General features: G+C 57.7%; 14 protein-coding genes. 8 read left to right on the top strand and 6 right to left on the bottom strand.

What is annotated here, in order from left to right; translation table 11 throughout:
- Window positions 1–2 precede the first annotated feature (2 nt).
- Complete coding sequence (locus tag J3362_RS14985; protein WP_349520716.1) at window positions 3–1361, top strand: phosphohexomutase domain-containing protein; 1359 nt, start codon at window positions 3–5, stop codon at window positions 1359–1361.
- A gap of 160 nt (window positions 1362–1521) precedes the next feature.
- On the opposite strand, the gene J3362_RS14990 is transcribed toward J3362_RS14985, so the two are convergent.
- Window positions 1522–2649 carry a phospholipase A gene (locus tag J3362_RS14990; protein ID WP_349520718.1) on the bottom strand — a complete coding sequence of 376 codons (1128 nt, stop codon included), beginning with the start codon at window positions 2647–2649 and terminating at the stop codon, window positions 1522–1524.
- 11 nt (window positions 2650–2660) lie between these two features.
- The gene (locus J3362_RS14995; RefSeq protein WP_349520719.1) at window positions 2661–2999 is read right to left on the bottom strand and encodes a hypothetical protein; all 339 of its coding nucleotides are present in this window, start codon (window positions 2997–2999) and stop codon (window positions 2661–2663) included.
- A 202-nt stretch (window positions 3000–3201) separates the two neighbouring features.
- Here J3362_RS14995 and J3362_RS15000 point away from each other — a divergent pair, with 202 nt between their 5' ends.
- A complete protein-coding gene (locus J3362_RS15000; protein ID WP_349520720.1) occupies window positions 3202–3615 on the top strand; it encodes a c-type cytochrome in 414 nt (137 codons plus the stop codon).
- Window positions 3616–3684: 69 nt separating this feature from the next.
- Here the strand turns inward: J3362_RS15000 and J3362_RS15005 are convergent, their stop codons facing one another.
- The 3 genes from J3362_RS15005 to rep all read right to left on the bottom strand — a co-directional run bounded on the left by J3362_RS15005 (window position 3685) and on the right by rep (window position 8628).
- Window positions 3685–4230: a hypothetical protein gene (locus J3362_RS15005; RefSeq protein WP_349520722.1), complete on the bottom strand. Its 546-nt coding sequence runs from the start codon at window positions 4228–4230 to the stop codon at window positions 3685–3687.
- A gap of 21 nt (window positions 4231–4251) precedes the next feature.
- Complete coding sequence (locus tag J3362_RS15010) at window positions 4252–6504, bottom strand: galactose oxidase early set domain-containing protein (protein ID WP_349520724.1); 2253 nt, start codon at window positions 6502–6504, stop codon at window positions 4252–4254.
- A gap of 105 nt (window positions 6505–6609) precedes the next feature.
- Window positions 6610–8628, bottom strand: coding sequence for a DNA helicase Rep (rep, locus tag J3362_RS15015; RefSeq protein WP_349520726.1), 2019 nt, complete (start codon window positions 8626–8628; stop codon window positions 6610–6612).
- A gap of 143 nt (window positions 8629–8771) precedes the next feature.
- Here rep and J3362_RS15020 point away from each other — a divergent pair, with 143 nt between their 5' ends.
- The 4 genes from J3362_RS15020 to rmf all read left to right on the top strand — a co-directional run bounded on the left by J3362_RS15020 (window position 8772) and on the right by rmf (window position 14856).
- Window positions 8772–10508: a putative bifunctional diguanylate cyclase/phosphodiesterase gene (locus tag J3362_RS15020; protein WP_349520727.1), complete on the top strand. Its 1737-nt coding sequence runs from the start codon at window positions 8772–8774 to the stop codon at window positions 10506–10508.
- Between the two features lie 49 nt (window positions 10509–10557).
- On the top strand, window positions 10558–12897 hold the full coding sequence (locus tag J3362_RS15025) for a Tex family protein (RefSeq protein ID WP_349520729.1): 2340 nt from the start codon (window positions 10558–10560) through the stop codon (window positions 12895–12897).
- 67 nt (window positions 12898–12964) lie between these two features.
- Complete coding sequence (gene gshA, locus J3362_RS15030) at window positions 12965–14518, top strand: glutamate--cysteine ligase (protein ID WP_349520731.1); 1554 nt, start codon at window positions 12965–12967, stop codon at window positions 14516–14518.
- 122 nt (window positions 14519–14640) lie between these two features.
- A complete protein-coding gene (gene rmf, locus J3362_RS15035; protein ID WP_349520732.1) occupies window positions 14641–14856 on the top strand; it encodes a ribosome modulation factor in 216 nt (71 codons plus the stop codon).
- 20 nt (window positions 14857–14876) lie between these two features.
- Here the strand turns inward: rmf and J3362_RS15040 are convergent, their stop codons facing one another.
- A complete protein-coding gene (locus J3362_RS15040) occupies window positions 14877–15326 on the bottom strand; it encodes a flagellar basal body-associated FliL family protein (RefSeq protein WP_349520733.1) in 450 nt (149 codons plus the stop codon).
- Between the two features lie 93 nt (window positions 15327–15419).
- On the opposite strand from J3362_RS15040, the gene J3362_RS15045 reads away from it, so the two are divergent.
- Both J3362_RS15045 and rsd read left to right on the top strand, forming a co-directional pair.
- A complete protein-coding gene (locus J3362_RS15045; RefSeq protein WP_349520735.1) occupies window positions 15420–15926 on the top strand; it encodes a disulfide bond formation protein B in 507 nt (168 codons plus the stop codon).
- A 100-nt stretch (window positions 15927–16026) separates the two neighbouring features.
- Entirely contained in the window at window positions 16027–16506 is a 480-nt protein-coding gene (gene rsd / locus J3362_RS15050; protein WP_349520737.1) for a sigma D regulator, read from the top strand.
- Window positions 16507–16568: the final 62 nt, after the last annotated feature.

Here is a 16568-nt window from a genome sequence, read left to right on the forward strand (position 1 = left end):
CAATGGACTTGTCCTGTTTTAAAGCCTACGACCTGCGAGGCCGGGTGCCGGATCAACTGAATCCGGTCCTGGCTGAAAAAATCGGACGCGCCTACGTGGAAATTACCGGCGCGAAAAAAGTCATCGTGGGCTACGACATCCGTCTCTCCAGCCCTGACATTGCCGAAGCGCTCAGCTCCGGTTTGATGGCCGCCGGTGCGGATGTGTTTGATATCGGCCTGTGCGGCACCGAGCAGGTGTATTTTGCCACCAGCCATTACAAGATGGACGGCGGCATTATGGTAACTGCCAGCCACAATCCCAAAGATCACAACGGCATGAAAATGGTCGGCCCTGAGTCCCGGCCTATCAGCTCCGACAACGGCCTGAACGAAATCCGCGACCGGGTGCCGGAACCTTTCGGTGATGCGCCCCAGCAGGGCCGCTACGAACCGCTTGAGGTGATGAGCGCCTATGTGGACCATCTGTTGGGATACATCGATGCCGGCTCTCTCAGCCCGCTGACCATTGTCTGCAACGCCGGTAACGGCGGCGCCGGCCTGGTGATCGACGAACTCGAACAGCACCTGCCCTTTGAATTCGTGAAAGTGCACCACCAGCCGGATGGCCATTTCCCCAACGGCGTACCGAACCCGATCCTCCCGGAAAACCGGGCTGCGACGGCCGACGCCGTTATCGCAGAGGGCGCCGCCATGGGCATTGCCTGGGATGGCGATTACGACCGCTGCTTCTTCTTCGACGAAAACGGCCGTTTTATCGAAGGTTATTACATTGTTGGTCTGCTCGCCGACCAGTTCCTGCGCAAGACCGGCGGCGGTAAAGTCATCCACGACCCACGCCTGACCTGGAACACCCTTGATCTGGTGAAAGCCGCTGGCGGCGAAGCTATTGAGAGCAAGACCGGCCACGCCTTCATCAAACAGAGAATGCGTGACGAAGACGCCGTCTACGGTGGCGAAATGAGCGCCCACCACTACTTCCGCGATTTCGCATACTGCGACAGCGGCATGATCCCCTGGCTGCTGGTTGCCGAGCGCCTCTGCCAGTCCGGTCAGACCCTGTCGTCGCTCATCGATGCCCGAATCGAAGCCTACCCGGCGAGCGGAGAAATCAACCGCACCATTGACGATCCCCCGAAGGTCATCGCCGCGATTGAAGCCAAATACAGCGTCGGCGCCAAAAACGTCAGCCACGTGGATGGCGTGAGCATCGAATTCGACGACTGGCGCTTCAACCTGCGGATGTCCAATACCGAGCCGGTTGTGCGGTTGAACGTAGAATCGCGGGCGGATATTCCGTTGATGGAAAAGAAAACCGAAGAATTATTGGCTGAAATGCAAAGGCTGAATGAGGGGGCTTAGCAAACGGCCGACTCCGAAACTCTGGGGCGAGTAGGTCGGAAGGGGATTCAGAAACTGTGCGGAGCCATGGATGGCGGAGCCCAAGCGTCACATGGACGTGCCGTAAGGAGCGTGTTTCTGAATCCCCTTCCGGCCTGCTCAACCTTCACCTGACCGAGGCTCAGAGCCAGTCGTTCAGCATAATCCCGATACCAAACCGCTGAATCCGGTGGTTATAGTCGATCAGACTCTCCCCATACCCGTTGTAGTACTGGAAGAACCCCTTAACCGTATCCCCCATTGGGAAACTGTACCCGAACTCCACCGACGTCTTGTTATCATCCGACCGCAGGTTATTCATCAGCCGCAACGAAAACGTCCGGTCCTCGCTCAGCTTGTACACCGCATGGTAATTGGCATACCCCAGGTAGCGCTGGATATCCGCATTATCATCTTCATTGTCCTCCGGAATCCGATACCAGGGCTGGACCATAAAGAGCCAGCGATCATAACTGTAGGCCGCTGACCCCATGATGCGATTCCAGCTCCGGGACCTAGGTTCTGACTGCCCGTTGGACTGGTGATTGAATCCGAGGGTCACGCCATTGAGCCGGCCCGGTCCGATATCCCAGTCGGTCTGGTATCGGGCGAATACCTCCGGCTCGTAGTTGGTCTCCCGGAAGGGCGCGGAGTCGTCCTGGTTGTACACCTGCCAGAACGAGGTCTGGGTATAGCCAAACCAGAGGGTTGTGCGGTCATCCAGAATCCCCGTCAGCAGTGGGACCTTGAAACTGATCTGGTACTTGGCTTCTTCGCGCTCCAGGTCGTAGTCATAACCGATGGACCCGAGCCGGGGGCTGGATGGTGATTCGTTCGGGTCTTTCACCCAGCTCACCGGCAGGATGTAGGTGGGCCGGTGCCCCACAAAGCTGCCGGAGAAGGAGAACACGGCTTTCTCGGCCGCCACATAGCGGTCCACCAAGGCAGACATAACGCCTGCGTCGGAATCGCCTTCCAGGGCATTGCCGGCAACGGCATCGAGATCTTTACCGTTGGGCGCCAGTTGCTCCGCGCTCTTCTCGGCCTGTTCTTTGGCGCTTTCCGATGCCCGGGCCTGGCTCTCAGTGGGTTTGTAGAGGCTGTCAAAACAGGCCAGTCGCTTGATTCCATCGTCAATCAGGGCGCACTGTTCGGGTGAATCAATGGAGGGCGCTTCCTCAGTCTGTGCCGCCACGTTTACAGGCACCGACAGCATCAACGAGAGGGTAGTGATGGCCGTGGGCGGCGCCAACAGGTGTGGGGATGTCATCAGGTGCTCTCCTAGCTGGCGGTCAGACTGAACCAGGTGTTGGCAATGCCATAGATCCAGACGCCGATCAGCGTGACGGCCAGAAGTGAGAAAATAACCTTGTGCTTGAACCGGTTGCCACTTTCGGCCGAGGCTACCCAGCGCAGGTACATGAGGCCGATGAAGCTGATGAACACCCCGAGGCTGGCGAAGGCTGGAATCAGCAGCCAGCCGGCGCTGATAGATTGGCCGCCGCTGGTCTGGCTGGAAAACCACCCCATGGAAGCCAGCAAAACAGCAAGCGCCGTAAATTCGGCAATCAGCAGCGGTTTGCGCAACGGGTGGGGTGAAGTCGGTTCCGAATTGGTCATGGAAACAGGTCCTGAATGATGAAACGTCGGCGAACACCATGGTAACCGGATTATTCGCGAAACACCCTCTGACTTACGAAATCGCAATTAAAATGGTTGAAATCAATTTATGATTTTGCTGTTTGGTTTTTTTGCCAGGTTTCAGTCGCTATAATGCGGCGACCGAAGATTATAACGCTCAAATGCGAGGTGCATTGTGAAGATGAAGAGAGTCCTGGCTGCTGTATTGGTCGTTGCAGGCCTGACAGCTAGCGCCGTAATGGCAAGCGTCGAAGATGAAATCCGTGCACGTATCCAGCCGGTTGGCGAAGTGTGCCTGCAGGGTGACGAATGTGGCAGTGCCGCCGCTCCGACCGAGGCAGCCAGCTCTGGCCCTCGTTCAGGCAGTGAGGTTTACGATGCAGTGTGTATGGCATGCCATACCACAGGCGCTGCCGGTGCACCCAAGATTGGCGATACCGCTGCCTGGGCTCCCCGCATCGACAAGGGCCTCGAGACGCTGGTCAGCCATGCGATCAATGGTTTTAACGCGATGCCTGCCAAAGGTGGTTGCGCAAACTGCCCGGATGAAGAGATTCAGGCCGCTGTTGAGTACCTTGTCGACCAAGGCCAATAAATCGAGTTTGCAAAACAACAAAGCCCCCGACATCCGGGGGCTTTTTTTTTGGACACTGCCTCGTGTTTTTTAGGGCAGCGATTTTCGCCTCAGCTCGCCAACAATCTTTGCTGTTTCGCCTGAAGCGGTCTGCAGCGTAATTGACCAGCTCCTTGGCTCTGAGCCCGAATGGTGCATTGCCTCTGCGGCGTCCAGGCGTGGATCCAGCCAGCCAAAACTGGCACTTTGGGACAGCAGCGCCCATGTCTCATTGTCATCGGCGATCATTCCCGAGAGATCGGAAGCATTGGGAAGGTTTCGCCAGCTCGGGCTATCCCGATTCACCATAACGACTTTGCCCGTGAACCTGAGGAAAGCCTCGTTTTCGTTGCCAAGCACGGTCAAAGGCGTTTCTCCCTGATAGCTCAACAGGATCCCGGGCCGGGGAGCGTCGAGAATCATGGTGCTTAATCCCTGAATGTCCGGTTGTCCGGTAATGCGGGCCTGCAGGATTTCTGCGGGGGCGCCTTCGGTGTCTGGCGCTCCATGCGCCCCCGCTGGCGCAGAAGCCAGCAGGGGCATCAGGCCGAACAAAACCAGTGGCAAGCCGCCAGTGATGATTCGTTCGGTGTTCATCGTTTGACCCCCTTGGTCTGATTACAGAACCTCAAGCGTTGATTCGACAATGCCGTCGACTGTGGTTGTATCTCCTGCCACCTGGGCTGGCACCATGCATTCGAGGTTCTCATTGACCACGGTGATCGGAGCGGACACAGACGGCACCCATCCTTCACTGGTCTCTTTGCTCACGAACAGCATGTATTCGCCAGCGGGAACAACATTGTGGTTGTCTGGCATTGTCAGAGTCAGCTTGTTGCCATTGCCTCGTTCCATGATCAGTTCGATGGCGCGCTGGTCGCCGTCAATCACGTGAGTCATCACCGTTCGGCGAATCAACAGTGCCTTGTCGATCTCATCCGCCTGATCGACCTTGATGTTAAAACGATCACCAACGGTCAGGTTGCGTGGCGCGCTCTGGATCGTCGGGCGATCATCACGCATGGCGTAGGGCGGCGTGTAGATTTCGAAACTCGGGTCGCGACCGTCATAGGGTGCCAGGCCGAAATCCTGCAGGTCCACGAAGGTCAGGTAAGCGGTGTTGATTGGCGAATGCCCGGCAATCATCACACGACCATCCTCCATCAACACGGCCGTGTTGTGGTAGGTCCGCGCCCGGTGTCCAGTGGCCATTTCAGTCCAGGTTCCCGTCTCAGGATCAAAGCGCTCGGCCTTGCGAATCGGGCCCTCAAGGCCGGGTGCTACGACACCATCACGGTTGCCGCCACTGAATACCATGACGCTGCCGTCTGGCATGAGAACATTGGTGCCATACCACCGGGGCTGGTTTAGCGAGCCAGTGAGTCGTGATTCGTAGCCGATGTCATCGCCGTTAGTTGTAATGCGGTCGATCCGACTCTGGTCCGTGGGCAGGTAGCCGCCGGGATTGGTCAGCAGAGCGTAACTGGGCACACCACCGGCAGTCAGAAGCTCGACGTCCGTGTATTCACCGTTGGCGTTTGGCTTCAGGGGTAGCATGGTTGAGGATGTGGAGCCGCGCATGCCACCGGCAATGGCCATTCGAAGGTCGTCCTCGGAAACGCCCAGCTCTGCGCCGCTCTCAAGTAAATCGGACGGAGCTTTCAGTACATCGCCCACAATTGAGCCGATCTGGTCCAGGGAAAGATTGGTAATATTCAGTGTGCTGCTGAGTTGGCCCAGCCCGACTTCATCCAGCCTCAGGGGCAGTCCGGCATAGCCAATGTCGTTCCAGCGCTGGGTTGCGGGATTGTAGCTAGCGACAATGTTCCACAAGGCCTGGTCATAACCCTGGCCAAATGGATTGAATGCCTGGCCGCCGGCGTTATAGAACACGTGACCGTTGGGCAGTAGATGCATGCGCGGGTATAGCGGCAGCGACCTGTCTGCGGTAGAGGGGTTCTCTGTCCACGACCCCGCGCAAGGGTTGTAGGTTTCCGTTTGAACCACGTTACGACCGCTGTTCAGCGGTTCATCCGGGTAGACCGGTTTCAGGAGCTTGGTGACTCCGCTGGCAACAAAAACGTCGCCATTGCCCAGCGTTACCAGCGACGGGTACCAGCGGCCGTAGGTCATGTCACCGCTCTGGCGCCAGGTGTTGGTCGCCTCATCAAATATCCGGGAATTCTTGATGCCCTCCAGTTCCGCGACACCCAGGGGCAGGCCGTCAATGCCCGGCTCAGAGTAATAATCCGTGCCGCCGACGGCCATGACATCGCCGTTTGCGAGGCCGATAACATCGGAGCAGAACAGGGCACCGTCGTTTTTACTGGTGTTATCTGCAGTATCGATCAAGCCGTCGAGTTCGGTGCCGTTGAGCAGGGTTTCGCTGTCATTGCCGTCCGGGTTGGCGCCGGCATCCAGCGGAGAGGGTTTGAGCCATGACGGGTTGTCGTTTTCATCCAGCGACAGTACCCGGGTCTGGTCATTGACTGAAACTTCGCCAAATTCGGCGATGATCGATAGCTCAACATTCTCAGTGCCTTCCAGCGCGTTCAAATAAAGCAGGCGACCGTCTTTCAGCAGAGCCATTGTGCCTGCTGCCGGTTTGCACTCATCCATGCCATCGGCACGGGTGATGCATTTTTCGTCGGTTTCAACAGCCTCACCGTCGACGATGATGGTTGGTTCCGCAAAAGGTTCGCTGAAGTAGCCTTTTGCCGGGTCTCTGTCCTGGTTCGTCTGCACTGTTGAATCATCGGTAGATGATCCGAGTAGCCCGCCAAGGAGCCCCGCGCTGGCTGGCGTGGCCCCTGCAGTGATGATAAGGAGTGAACCGGTAAGCTGACACAAGCGATTGGAATTTCTGGACATGAAGTCCTCCTGATCTTGTTGTTGTCGAAGCGGGATGTGGTATCCCGCTTGCAGAAACGGATCAGGGCTTCAGAAAGTTGCAGTGATTGTAAAAAAATTTGAAATTTAAAGGCCGAGATCGCCCAAAAGGGCACTGAGAGTCGCTTTTCCCTTTTTCTGATTGGCCTCCACGTCGAGGTCGCCAGTCCCTTCCCACTTCAGGTCTTCCTCGGGCAGCTCATCAAGGAAGCGGCTGGGGATGGTTTCGAGTTTCTCGCCGTACTGTTTCCGGGTCGCCGCGTAGGTCAGGGTCAGCGTTTCCCGCGCGCGGGTAATACCCACGTACATCAGTCGCCGTTCTTCCTCGATATTGCCTTCTTCAATACTGCTGCGGTGGGGCAGGATTTCTTCCTCAAGCCCCATAATGAACACGTGGGGAAACTCCAGTCCCTTCGACGCATGCAGTGTGAGCAGCTGAACCTTGTCGCTGTCGTCGTCCTCTTCCCGCTGTTCCATCATGTCCCGAAGGATCAGTTTGGTGATGGCATCCTCGATGCCGAGCTCATCGGCCGTGCCCTTGCCGTCGTCGAGCATGCGCTGGATGGACTCCACCAGGTACCAGATATTCTCCATCCGCCGCTCGGCCTGTTTGGGCGTGCCGGAGTGTTGGTGCAGCCACTCCTCGTATTCGATGTCCGTGAACAGCTGTTTGATCACGGGTATCGGATTCTCGCTGTGCAGCCGTTCGCAGGTGGCATCCACCCAGTGGGCAAAACGCCGCAGGCGGTCGAGCCCCTTCTCGGTCACGTGGGTCTCTGCGCCCATGTCACCCAGGGCCTTGAACAGGCTGATATTTCGAGAGCGTGAATAGTGGCTGAGCTGTTCAAGGGTGCGCGGGCCGATTTCCCGGCGCGGCACGTTCACCACACGAAGGAAGGCAGCGTTGTCGTCGGGATTGATCAGCAGGCGCAGGTAGGACATGGCGTCCTTTATCTCGTTCTTCGAGAAAAACGACTGGCCGCCGGAGATTCGGTAGGGGATCTGGTAGGCCTGCAGCTTCATTTCCAGCAGTCGTGCCTGGTGGTTGCCCCGATACAGCACGGCAAAGTCCCGGAAATCGAGGCCTTTCTTCAGCTTCTGGTCGAGGATCTCGGTGGCAACGCGGTCGGTTTCTGCGTCTTCGTTGCGGCAGCGGACAATCCGGATTTCTTCGCCGATGGTGTGATCACTCCACAGCGCCTTCTCAAACACGTGGGGATTATTGGCGATCACTGTGTTTGCGCTGCGCAGGATCCGGGCAGTGGACCGATAATTCTGCTCAAGCTTGACGATTTTCAGGCTCGGGAAGTCTTCCTTGAGCTGGGCCAGGTTCTCCGGGCGGGCTCCGCGCCAGGCGTAGATCGATTGATCATCATCCCCGACCACGGTAAACGCGGCTCGTTCGGCCACCAGCTGCTTGACCAGTTCATACTGGCACACGTTGGTGTCCTGGTATTCATCCACCAGCATGTAGCGAATCTTCCGCCGCCATTTCGCGAGCACGTCCGGATTCGAGCGGAACAGCATCACGGGAAGCAGGATCAAATCGTCAAAATCGACCGCGTTGTAAGCCTTCAGGTACTCGTTGTATTTCTTGTAGATGATCGCAATACGCTGTTCGCGCTCATCCGCAGCCTTGCTCAGGGCCTCGGCCGGCCCGCGCATGGCGTTTTTCCAGGAGGAGATGGTCATCTGGATATCGTTGAGTTCGTCCCCGGCCTCGGCGCTGGCTTCCCGGAGCATCAGATCCTGTAACAGGGCCCTGGCATCCTCGGCATCAAAGATCGAGAAGCCCGGGTGGTAGCCAAGATGCGTGTGCTCCTCCCGGATCATATTGAGGCCAAGATTGTGAAAAGTAGATACAATCAGGCCCCGGGTGAGCTTCCGGTCAACGATCCTGCCAACCCGCTCCTTCATCTCCCGGGCAGCCTTGTTGGTGAAAGTCACTGCGGCAATATGACGCCCCGGAATTCCGAGCTGCTCAATCAGATAGGCAATCTTGCGGGTAATCACGCTGGTCTTGCCACTGCCGGCACCCGCGAGCACCAGCATGGGGCCATCGGCATAGCGGACTGCTTCGCTTTGTCTCGGGTTGAGCTTGTTCACAAATAAATGGCCAGAATGGAACGAAGTGGGGATAACGGACGTGGGCTTATTCTACACCAGACAGAGTTACTGTACCTTGGGGATCTATAGACTATGATTAACAGAACGGACTCGGTTGTTCACGCATAAATGGATCCTGCTTGATGACACTGCCACTGGAAACCATGAGGCCCGGACAGTTGCGCCTGTTGGTTCTGACACCAGATTACGCTGATTTTCTCTGGCTGAATGCTCTTCTGGCGGGCGACGTCGAAATCAGTGCGGACGCGACCTGGTGCCCGGATCTGGTGGACTGTGATGATTTGATCCGCAACGCCAGCTTTGATGTCATCGTCTGGGACTGCGTGTTTCACGGTGGGTCTGAAGCCTCTTTCCTGCAGTACCTGGCTGTCGCCAGCAATGAGAAGCCCGTGCTGGCCCTGAGCGCCGAGCCTCCCGGGGAGCGGGCGCCCGAATTGCTTGCTGCCGGCGCCGCCGATTACCTCTGCCGCCAGAATCTGGACCACTGGAATTTCCGACGGGCCGTGAAGTGCCTGTGGTATCGGGACCAGTTGTCCGAGTCTGCCCACGGTCAGTTGGGCCGTGAAGTCGCCACCGGTTTTATCAACCGCGACCTGTTTTTCGATCGTCTCCAGCAGGCCCTTCTGCGAGCCGAGCGCGCAGGCCATCGGCTCGCACTGTTGCATCTCAATATTGATGACTTCCGAAGCATTAACGAATCGTTCGGTTACCAGAAAAGCGACCAGTTGATGATGAAGCTGGCAGAGCGACTTCGTCATTCCCTCCGGCGCGTGGATTCGCTGATGCGAATTGGCGGTGACGAGCTTGCCATTATTGTCGAAAAGGTCGAGGACTCCCTGGATATCACCCAGATTATCCGCAAGGTGGTCAACGCCCTTGATGAGCCGGTTACCATAGATGGCCAGACCGTAGTGGTCAGTGCCAGCCTTGGCGTTGCAACTTACCCGGAAGCCGGCGACAGCGCGGAAAACCTGTTACGACGGGCCAACCGTGCCATGTTTGAAGCAAAACGGGACCCGGGCACCAGCTACCGTTTCTACGATCGCCAGCTGCACATTTCCGCCGGTTACCAGCTTCGTCTGGAGGCGGACCTCCGCAACGCCCTTCGGGGCAAGGAACTGGAACTTTACTATCAGCCCAGGATTGATCTGGCTACCGAGGAAGTGCGGGGTGTGGAATGCCTGTTGCGCTGGAATCATCCTGAGCGTGGGCTGGTGGGGCCGGATGAATTCATTCCGGTGGCCGAGCGCAGCGGGTTGATCGTGCCCATTGGTTACTGGGTTATCGAACAGGCCTGCAAGCGCCTGCAGGAATCCGCCGAGCTCGGTTTCCCCGGGCTGGTGTTCGCGGTCAATCTGTCGTTCCGGCAGTTTCACGATCGCAAGATGACCGAAACCATTTTTCGCATCATCTTTAACGCCAACGTGGATACCAGTCTGCTCGAGCTGGAGCTGACCGAGAGCGCCATGATGCACGATCCGGAGTATGCCCAGCGCTGCCTGAGGGAGTTAAACCAGTTGGGTATCAGCTTCGCCCTTGACGACTTTGGGACCGGCTTTTCCTCTCTGAGCAATCTTCAGCATCTTCCTATCTCGCTGGTGAAGATCGACAAGTCGTTCGTTCAGGAGCTGGGCAATTCGGCAGACGCCGAGCACATTATCCGGGCCATCATAAGTCTGGCCCACAGCCTGCAGATCAGTGTGGTGGCCGAGGGCGTGGAAACCGAGGGGCAACTGGAATTTCTGCGCCAGCAGCATTGCGATGAAATCCAGGGCTACTACTACGCCCGGCCCATGCCCTGGGCCGATCTTGTGCAATTCCTGAACAAGCGGGGCCAGGCCGCTTGCCTGCAGCAGTAAGCCGCTGTACCTTTGCTGGTTTATTGGCAAAGCATCAGACAGAGGTTGCATGAACAGTATCTCCAGGCGTATCGCCGACGAACTCGGTGTCCGCGAGCAACAGGTTAATGCCACCGCCGCTCTGCTCGACGAGGGCGCGACCGTTCCGTTTATCGCCCGTTACCGGAAAGAGATCACAGGCTCACTGGACGACAGCCAGTTGAGGAACCTGGAAGAGCGTCTGCGCTATTTGCGGGAACTGGAAGACCGTCGTGCCACCATCCTCAAGAGTATTGAGGAGCAGGGCAAGCTGACCGATGAACTCAAGGCCAGCATCAACGAAGCAGATGCCAAGAACCGCCTGGAAGATCTTTACCTCCCCTTCAAGCCCAAGCGCCGGACCAAGGCCCAGATTGCCCGGGAAGCGGGTCTGGAGCCGCTGGCTGAGGCTCTCTACGATGATCCGACCCTGGACCCTGAAACCACTGCCCAGGGCTACCTGAACAAAGACGCAGGCGTCGACGATACCAAGGCTGCCCTGGATGGCGCCCGCTACATTCTGATGGAGCGTTTTGCCGAGGATGCCGAGCTGCTGGGCAGCCTGCGGGACTTCATCTGGCAGGAAGGCCAGCTGAAAGTCACCGTGGTGGAAGGCAAGGAAAATGAGGGGGCCAAGTTCCGTGATTATTTCGACCACGTTGAGCCCCTGAAGAAAGTTCCGTCCCATCGTGCCCTGGCCATCCTGCGGGGCAGGAACGAGGGCGTTCTTGGCTACACTATTGTTATTGGTGATGCCGAGGATGACCGCCGTGCGCCCCACCCGGCCGAGCAGCGCATTGCCGCTCGCTGGAATATCCGGGACAACGGTCGTGCCGCCGACAAATGGCTCTCGGACGTGGTTCGCTGGACCTGGCGGGTGAAGCTCTCCACCCAGATTGAAACCGATCTTATGGCACAGGTCCGCGAAGCCGCGGAAACCGAAGCCATCAACGTGTTCGCCGCCAATCTCAAAGACCTGCTTCTGCTGGCACCGGCCGGTCCACGACCGACCTTGGGGCTCGACCCGGGGCTGCGTACCGGCGTAAAAGTGGCCGTCATTGACGGAACCGGACAGGTGGCTGGTCATGGTGCTATTTATCCTCACGCGCCCAAGAACCAATGGGACCATTCCATCGAACAGTTGGCGGCCTGGTGTCGGGAATACAAGATCGAGCTGGTGGCCATCGGCAACGGCACCGCTTCCCGGGAAACGGAGAAGCTGGTCGGCGACCTCAGCAAGCGTTACCCCGAATTAAAGCTGGCCCGGATTGTGGTCAGTGAGTCTGGCGCCTCCGTGTACTCAGCATCCGAGTTTGCTTCCAAGGAGCTGCCGGACCTGGATGTCACCATCCGTGGTGCCGTCTCTATTGCCCGTCGACTGCAGGACCCGTTGGCCGAGCTGGTAAAAATCGAGCCGAAATCCATCGGGGTAGGGCAGTACCAGCACGACGTCTCCCAGGTGCAGCTTTCACGAAGCCTCGATGCCGTGGTGGAAGACTGCGTAAACGGCGTGGGCGTGGATCTGAACACCGCGTCAGCGCCATTGCTGGCAAGGGTCTCCGGCCTGAACCAGACCATCGCCCAGAACATCATCGAGTTCCGCAACCAGAACGGCATGTTCCGCAACCGGAAACAGCTGCTCAAGGTCACCCGTCTCGGGGGCCGCACGTTCGAGCAGGCGGCGGGTTTTCTGCGCATCGCCAGTGGCGAGAATCCCCTGGACCGGTCCTCCGTTCACCCGGAAGCCTATGGGGTGGTCGAGGCCATCGCCAGGAAGAATAATCGCGAAGTGGGCGATATCATCGGCGATTCCTCTTTCCTGCGTGGTCTGAATCCCCAGGATTACGTAACAGATCAGTTCGGCTTGCCGACTATCAAGGACATCATCTCGGAACTGGAGAAACCGGGCCGGGATCCGCGACCGGAATTCAGGTTCGCCAGTTTTGAGGAAGGGGTCGAAACCCTGAGCGATCTCAAACCCGGCATGGTGCTGGAAGGCTCGGTAACCAACGTCACCAATTTTGGCGCGTTTGTGGATATTGGCGTGCATCAGGACGGCCTTGTGCATATTTCCGCGCTGTCCCATACCTTTGTCAAAGATCCCCGTGAAGTGGTCAAGGCCGGGGATATCGTCAAGGTCAAGGTGATGGATGTGGATATCCCGCGCAAGCGAATTGCCTTGACCATGCGTATGGATGATCAGCCCGGCGAGAAAAACGAAGGCAAACCGATGGCCGCCAATCGCACGGGAGCGAATCGCAAGGGCGGTAACCGGAACGCCGGTAATGGCGGTTCCGGCCAGAAATCCCCACAGGGCGCCATGGCTGGTGCGCTGGCACAGGCACTTGCCTCGGCGCGCAAGGACAGCTGACGGGTTTACAATCTTTTCACCGGCCGGTTGCTGACAAGACAGAGCCGGCCGCAGCAGGAGTCCGACCATGGCTGGATCCCGCCATTCCGTATTTCGTCAGTTCGCTGCCAGCGACTGGGATGGTTTTCTCAAGGGTGTCGAAAAAGAAGGGCTGCGGGTGGATCGCAACGGCTTCATCGCCCAGACCCCGCACCCCGAAGCCCTGGGTTCGGCGCTTACCCATCCGAGGATTACCACCGACTATTCAGAGGCCTTGCTGGAGCTGATCACGCCGGTGTTCGACAGCACGGCAGGTATGCTGAAATCGCTGCGGGATATCCACACCTTTGTGCAGCAGAACCTGGGTGACGAAGTGTTCTGGGCGACAAGCATGCCCTGTGAGCTGGATGGTGACCCGAGTATCCCTATCGCCGAGTATGGCAGTTCCAATATTGGCCAGCTCAAGCATGTTTACCGGCAGGGACTGGCTGTGCGCTACGGCCGCATGATGCAGAGCATCGCGGGCGCACACTACAATCTGTCCCTGCCCGACAGTTTCTGGCATAAGTGGCAGGAATTGCTGGGCAACGAACAAAGCCTGAAAGACTTCAAGTCGGACCAGTATTTCTGGCTGATTCGCAATTTCCGCCGCCGTAGCTGGTTGCTGATGTTGCTGTTCGGCGCCTCGCCAGCCCTGGATGCCAGCTTTGTTGCCGGCGTAAACCATGATCTCTCACGATTTGATGAGCGCACCTGGTTCGGTGAGTCTGCAACCTCGTTGCGGATGGGTGATTTGGGGTACCACAACAACGCGCAGGCATCCCTGAATATCTGTTTCAACGAGCTGAGTACCTACACCCAGACTCTGGATCGGGCCATTCACACCACCTGGCCGGCGTATGAGTCGATCGGCACCCGCCGGGGCGACAAGTTTATCCAGATCAACACCAGCGTACTGCAGATCGAGAACGAGTATTACAGCGCGGTGCGCCCCAAACGCACGACGCAGCGTGAGGAAAAGCCCATCCAGGCCCTCGAAGCCCGGGGTGTGGAGTACATTGAGGTGCGGTGCCTGGACCTTGATCCGTTCTCTCCGGTTGGTGTGAACGAGGCCCAGATTGATTTCCTGGATCTGTTCCTGCTCGACTGCCTGTTGTCGGACTCTCCCCGCATTGGCGATGCCGAATGTGAGCGCCTCGATGACAACTACAAGGATGTGGTTGCCAATGGGCGTTATCGCGAGTTGGCGCTTTGCCGCGGTGGGCATCGTACCCCGGTATCCAACGCTGCGAACGACATTCTGTCGCAGCTGGAGCCCCTGGCGGAACTGCTCGACAGCTGGCGGGGTGATGACACCTACCGCAACGCCCTTGCCACCCAGCGCGAAGTGTTGACCGGTGAATGGACCGTGCCGTCTGCCCGGGTTCTTGATGCAATGCGTTCCTCTGGCCTGGGTCACCGGGAGTGGGGTATGGAAATGGCGCGGCAGCATCAGCAGAACCTGAGGCAGGAAGGTCTTGGTGTCGATGTGCGCCAGGCGTTTGAGGCCATGACGTCAGAATCCCTGACCGAGCAGGCCGAAATGGAACGAGCCGATACTCTGTCGTTCAGCGAGTTTCTGGAACACTACCTGCGCTCTTGAGCCTTGAGTTTGGGAGGCGTCGCAGGAGTCTGCGGACCTGACGCACAGAAACCAAACAAAGATTTGTCTCCCTCCGGTCCGGCTGTTAATTTTTGTAACATCAGGATCGGGAGGGGATTGCGATGGCAAGGGATATCAAACTCGGCTGGGACGTGGAAGCCCTGAACAAGGCTTACCGTCAGGGCTATATGGCTGCCAACATGGGCATGGACAAATCCCGCTGCCCCTATCGTGGGGAAGTTGTTATTGCGGCCTGGGAAGCCGGTTGGGACGATGCCGATCAGATGTCCCGTGATGACCGGGGCCAGTCAGACGATCTGTTTTCGCGTATCGCCTGAACCTCTGACCGGTTGCAGCTTCACTTCTGCACCACAAACTCCGTAAACAGCACGCCGGCTATGCTTTCGCCGGTCTGCTGCTCCTCCAGTACCGCATTGATTCTCTGTTTGGCTTCCTCGCGCAGCGCCTCCTGGCCTTCCATCGAAGTGAGGCGATCCGTATCCGTTTGCTCACCAAACAGCATGACCAGTTCGTGTCGCAATCGGGGCATGTGAGCATCCACGGCAGGTCGTGCGCTCGCGCTGTTTGCCCGCAGACTGACCGCGGCTTTCAGATACGTTGGCTTGTTGCCGGGCGTGCCCACATGGGTCACGAACGGTGGATCCATGCTGATGTAGTCGGTAAAGCTGTTTTCTTCTTCAGCCACGTCCTCTTCGGTATTTTCCTCTTCCTGGGAAACGGCCGGCAAAGAGATTGTTGCAAACAACAGAAAAAGAAGCGTCAGAACAGATTTTGGCTGGCGTGTCATAGGCTTGAAGTTGATCGTGGTTTAGGGTTAAGTGACGAGAATAGCAGGCCCTGTGGCCGCTTGCAGTTTCAATTCACGATTCGAGGTGTTCTTTTGACCAGCAGATGGGTTTTCGGGCTTATTTTCCTTGTATGTGCCGCACTCCTTGGTGTGGCTTTTTATATGGAGCATGTGATGGGGCTCGAGCCCTGCCCGCTTTGCTGGTTACAGCGCTTCGGCTTCATGGGTGCCGGTCTGGTCAGTTTCCTGGCCTTTCTCCAGGGCCCGACCGGGTTTGGCGTTCGAATCTACGGTTTACTGCTGGTGCTGACCGCCGGAGCAGGGCTGGGTGTCGCCGCGCGGCAGTTGTGGCTGCAGAGTCTGCCGGCGGACCAGGTGCCGGCATGCGGGCCTTCGGTGGACTACATGCTGGATGTTCTGCCGTGGTTCGAGGTTCTGTCCACCGCGCTCCAGGGCACCGGGGACTGCGCTGAAGTGGTATGGCGGTTCCTGGGTTTGAGCATTCCCGGCTGGACCGCTGTCTTTTTCTCGCTGCTTGTCATCACCGGTCTGGTTTTGATGTTTCGCCGGCAAAAACCCCGGGAATGGATTCGAGGCTGAAACGGTTGCGGGGAACCGTAGCCATGGGGTAACTTGATCCAAACCTAATAAAAATCAAAACCGAAACAGAAGTAGCCAAGACAAGCGGAGAACAGGCGTCATGTTGGAAAATTGCCGAAATGCCAGGGAGCGCTGGGGCGGCGTCAGCGATCTGATTGATCGCTGGCTCAAGGAGCGTCAGGAGCTTCTGGTGCATTACTGCGACCTGTCCGGAGAAAGCGACTTCTCGCAGACCGAAGCATTGAGAGAAAAATTCGTACGCCTGTGTGAAGTTCTGGTGGACTACGTGTCTACCGGTCATTTCGAGATCTACGAGCAGTTGGTGCGAGAGGCCCGGGAATTCAACGATGGCGGGCTGGAGCTGGCTGCCAAGGTTTATCCCCGCATTGAGCAAACCACCGAGGTTGCCCTCAACTTCAATGACCGGCTGGATGGCCGGGATTTGTCCGAAGAGGATGTCAAAGAACTGTTCGGTGAATTGTCGAAGCTGGGTGAAACTCTGGAGACCCGGTTCGAGATGGAGGATTTCCTGATCGAGCATCTGCACAATGCCCATGCCGGCAAAGTGGCCTCTGCCTGAGAAATACCCGAGTCAAAAAAAGCCCCAGTCCGGCATCGCCGGCTGGGGCTTTTTCGTGTGGC

It is taken from the genome of Marinobacter sp. NFXS11 (assembly GCF_040148675.1).
GTDB lineage: Bacteria > Pseudomonadota > Gammaproteobacteria > Pseudomonadales > Oleiphilaceae > Marinobacter.

Bases quoted from the DNA above. Each gene is read 5' to 3' on its own strand.
- J3362_RS14985 (WP_349520716.1), top strand. From the start codon at position 3: ATGGACTTGTCCTGTTTTAAAGCCTACGACCTGCGAGGCCGGGTGCCG.
- J3362_RS14990 (WP_349520718.1), bottom strand. From the start codon at position 2,649: ATGACATCCCCACACCTGTTGGCGCCGCCCACGGCCATCACTACCCTC.
- J3362_RS14995 (WP_349520719.1), bottom strand. From the start codon at position 2,999: ATGACCAATTCGGAACCGACTTCACCCCACCCGTTGCGCAAACCGCTG.
- J3362_RS15000 (WP_349520720.1), top strand. From the start codon at position 3,202: ATGAAGAGAGTCCTGGCTGCTGTATTGGTCGTTGCAGGCCTGACAGCT.
- J3362_RS15005 (WP_349520722.1), bottom strand. From the start codon at position 4,230: ATGAACACCGAACGAATCATCACTGGCGGCTTGCCACTGGTTTTGTTC.
- J3362_RS15010 (WP_349520724.1), bottom strand. From the start codon at position 6,504: ATGTCCAGAAATTCCAATCGCTTGTGTCAGCTTACCGGTTCACTCCTT.
- J3362_RS15020 (WP_349520727.1), top strand. From the start codon at position 8,772: ATGACACTGCCACTGGAAACCATGAGGCCCGGACAGTTGCGCCTGTTG.
- J3362_RS15025 (WP_349520729.1), top strand. From the start codon at position 10,558: ATGAACAGTATCTCCAGGCGTATCGCCGACGAACTCGGTGTCCGCGAG.
- gshA (WP_349520731.1), top strand. From the start codon at position 12,965: ATGGCTGGATCCCGCCATTCCGTATTTCGTCAGTTCGCTGCCAGCGAC.
- rmf (WP_349520732.1), top strand. From the start codon at position 14,641: ATGGCAAGGGATATCAAACTCGGCTGGGACGTGGAAGCCCTGAACAAG.
- J3362_RS15040 (WP_349520733.1), bottom strand. From the start codon at position 15,326: ATGACACGCCAGCCAAAATCTGTTCTGACGCTTCTTTTTCTGTTGTTT.
- rsd (WP_349520737.1), top strand. From the start codon at position 16,027: ATGTTGGAAAATTGCCGAAATGCCAGGGAGCGCTGGGGCGGCGTCAGC.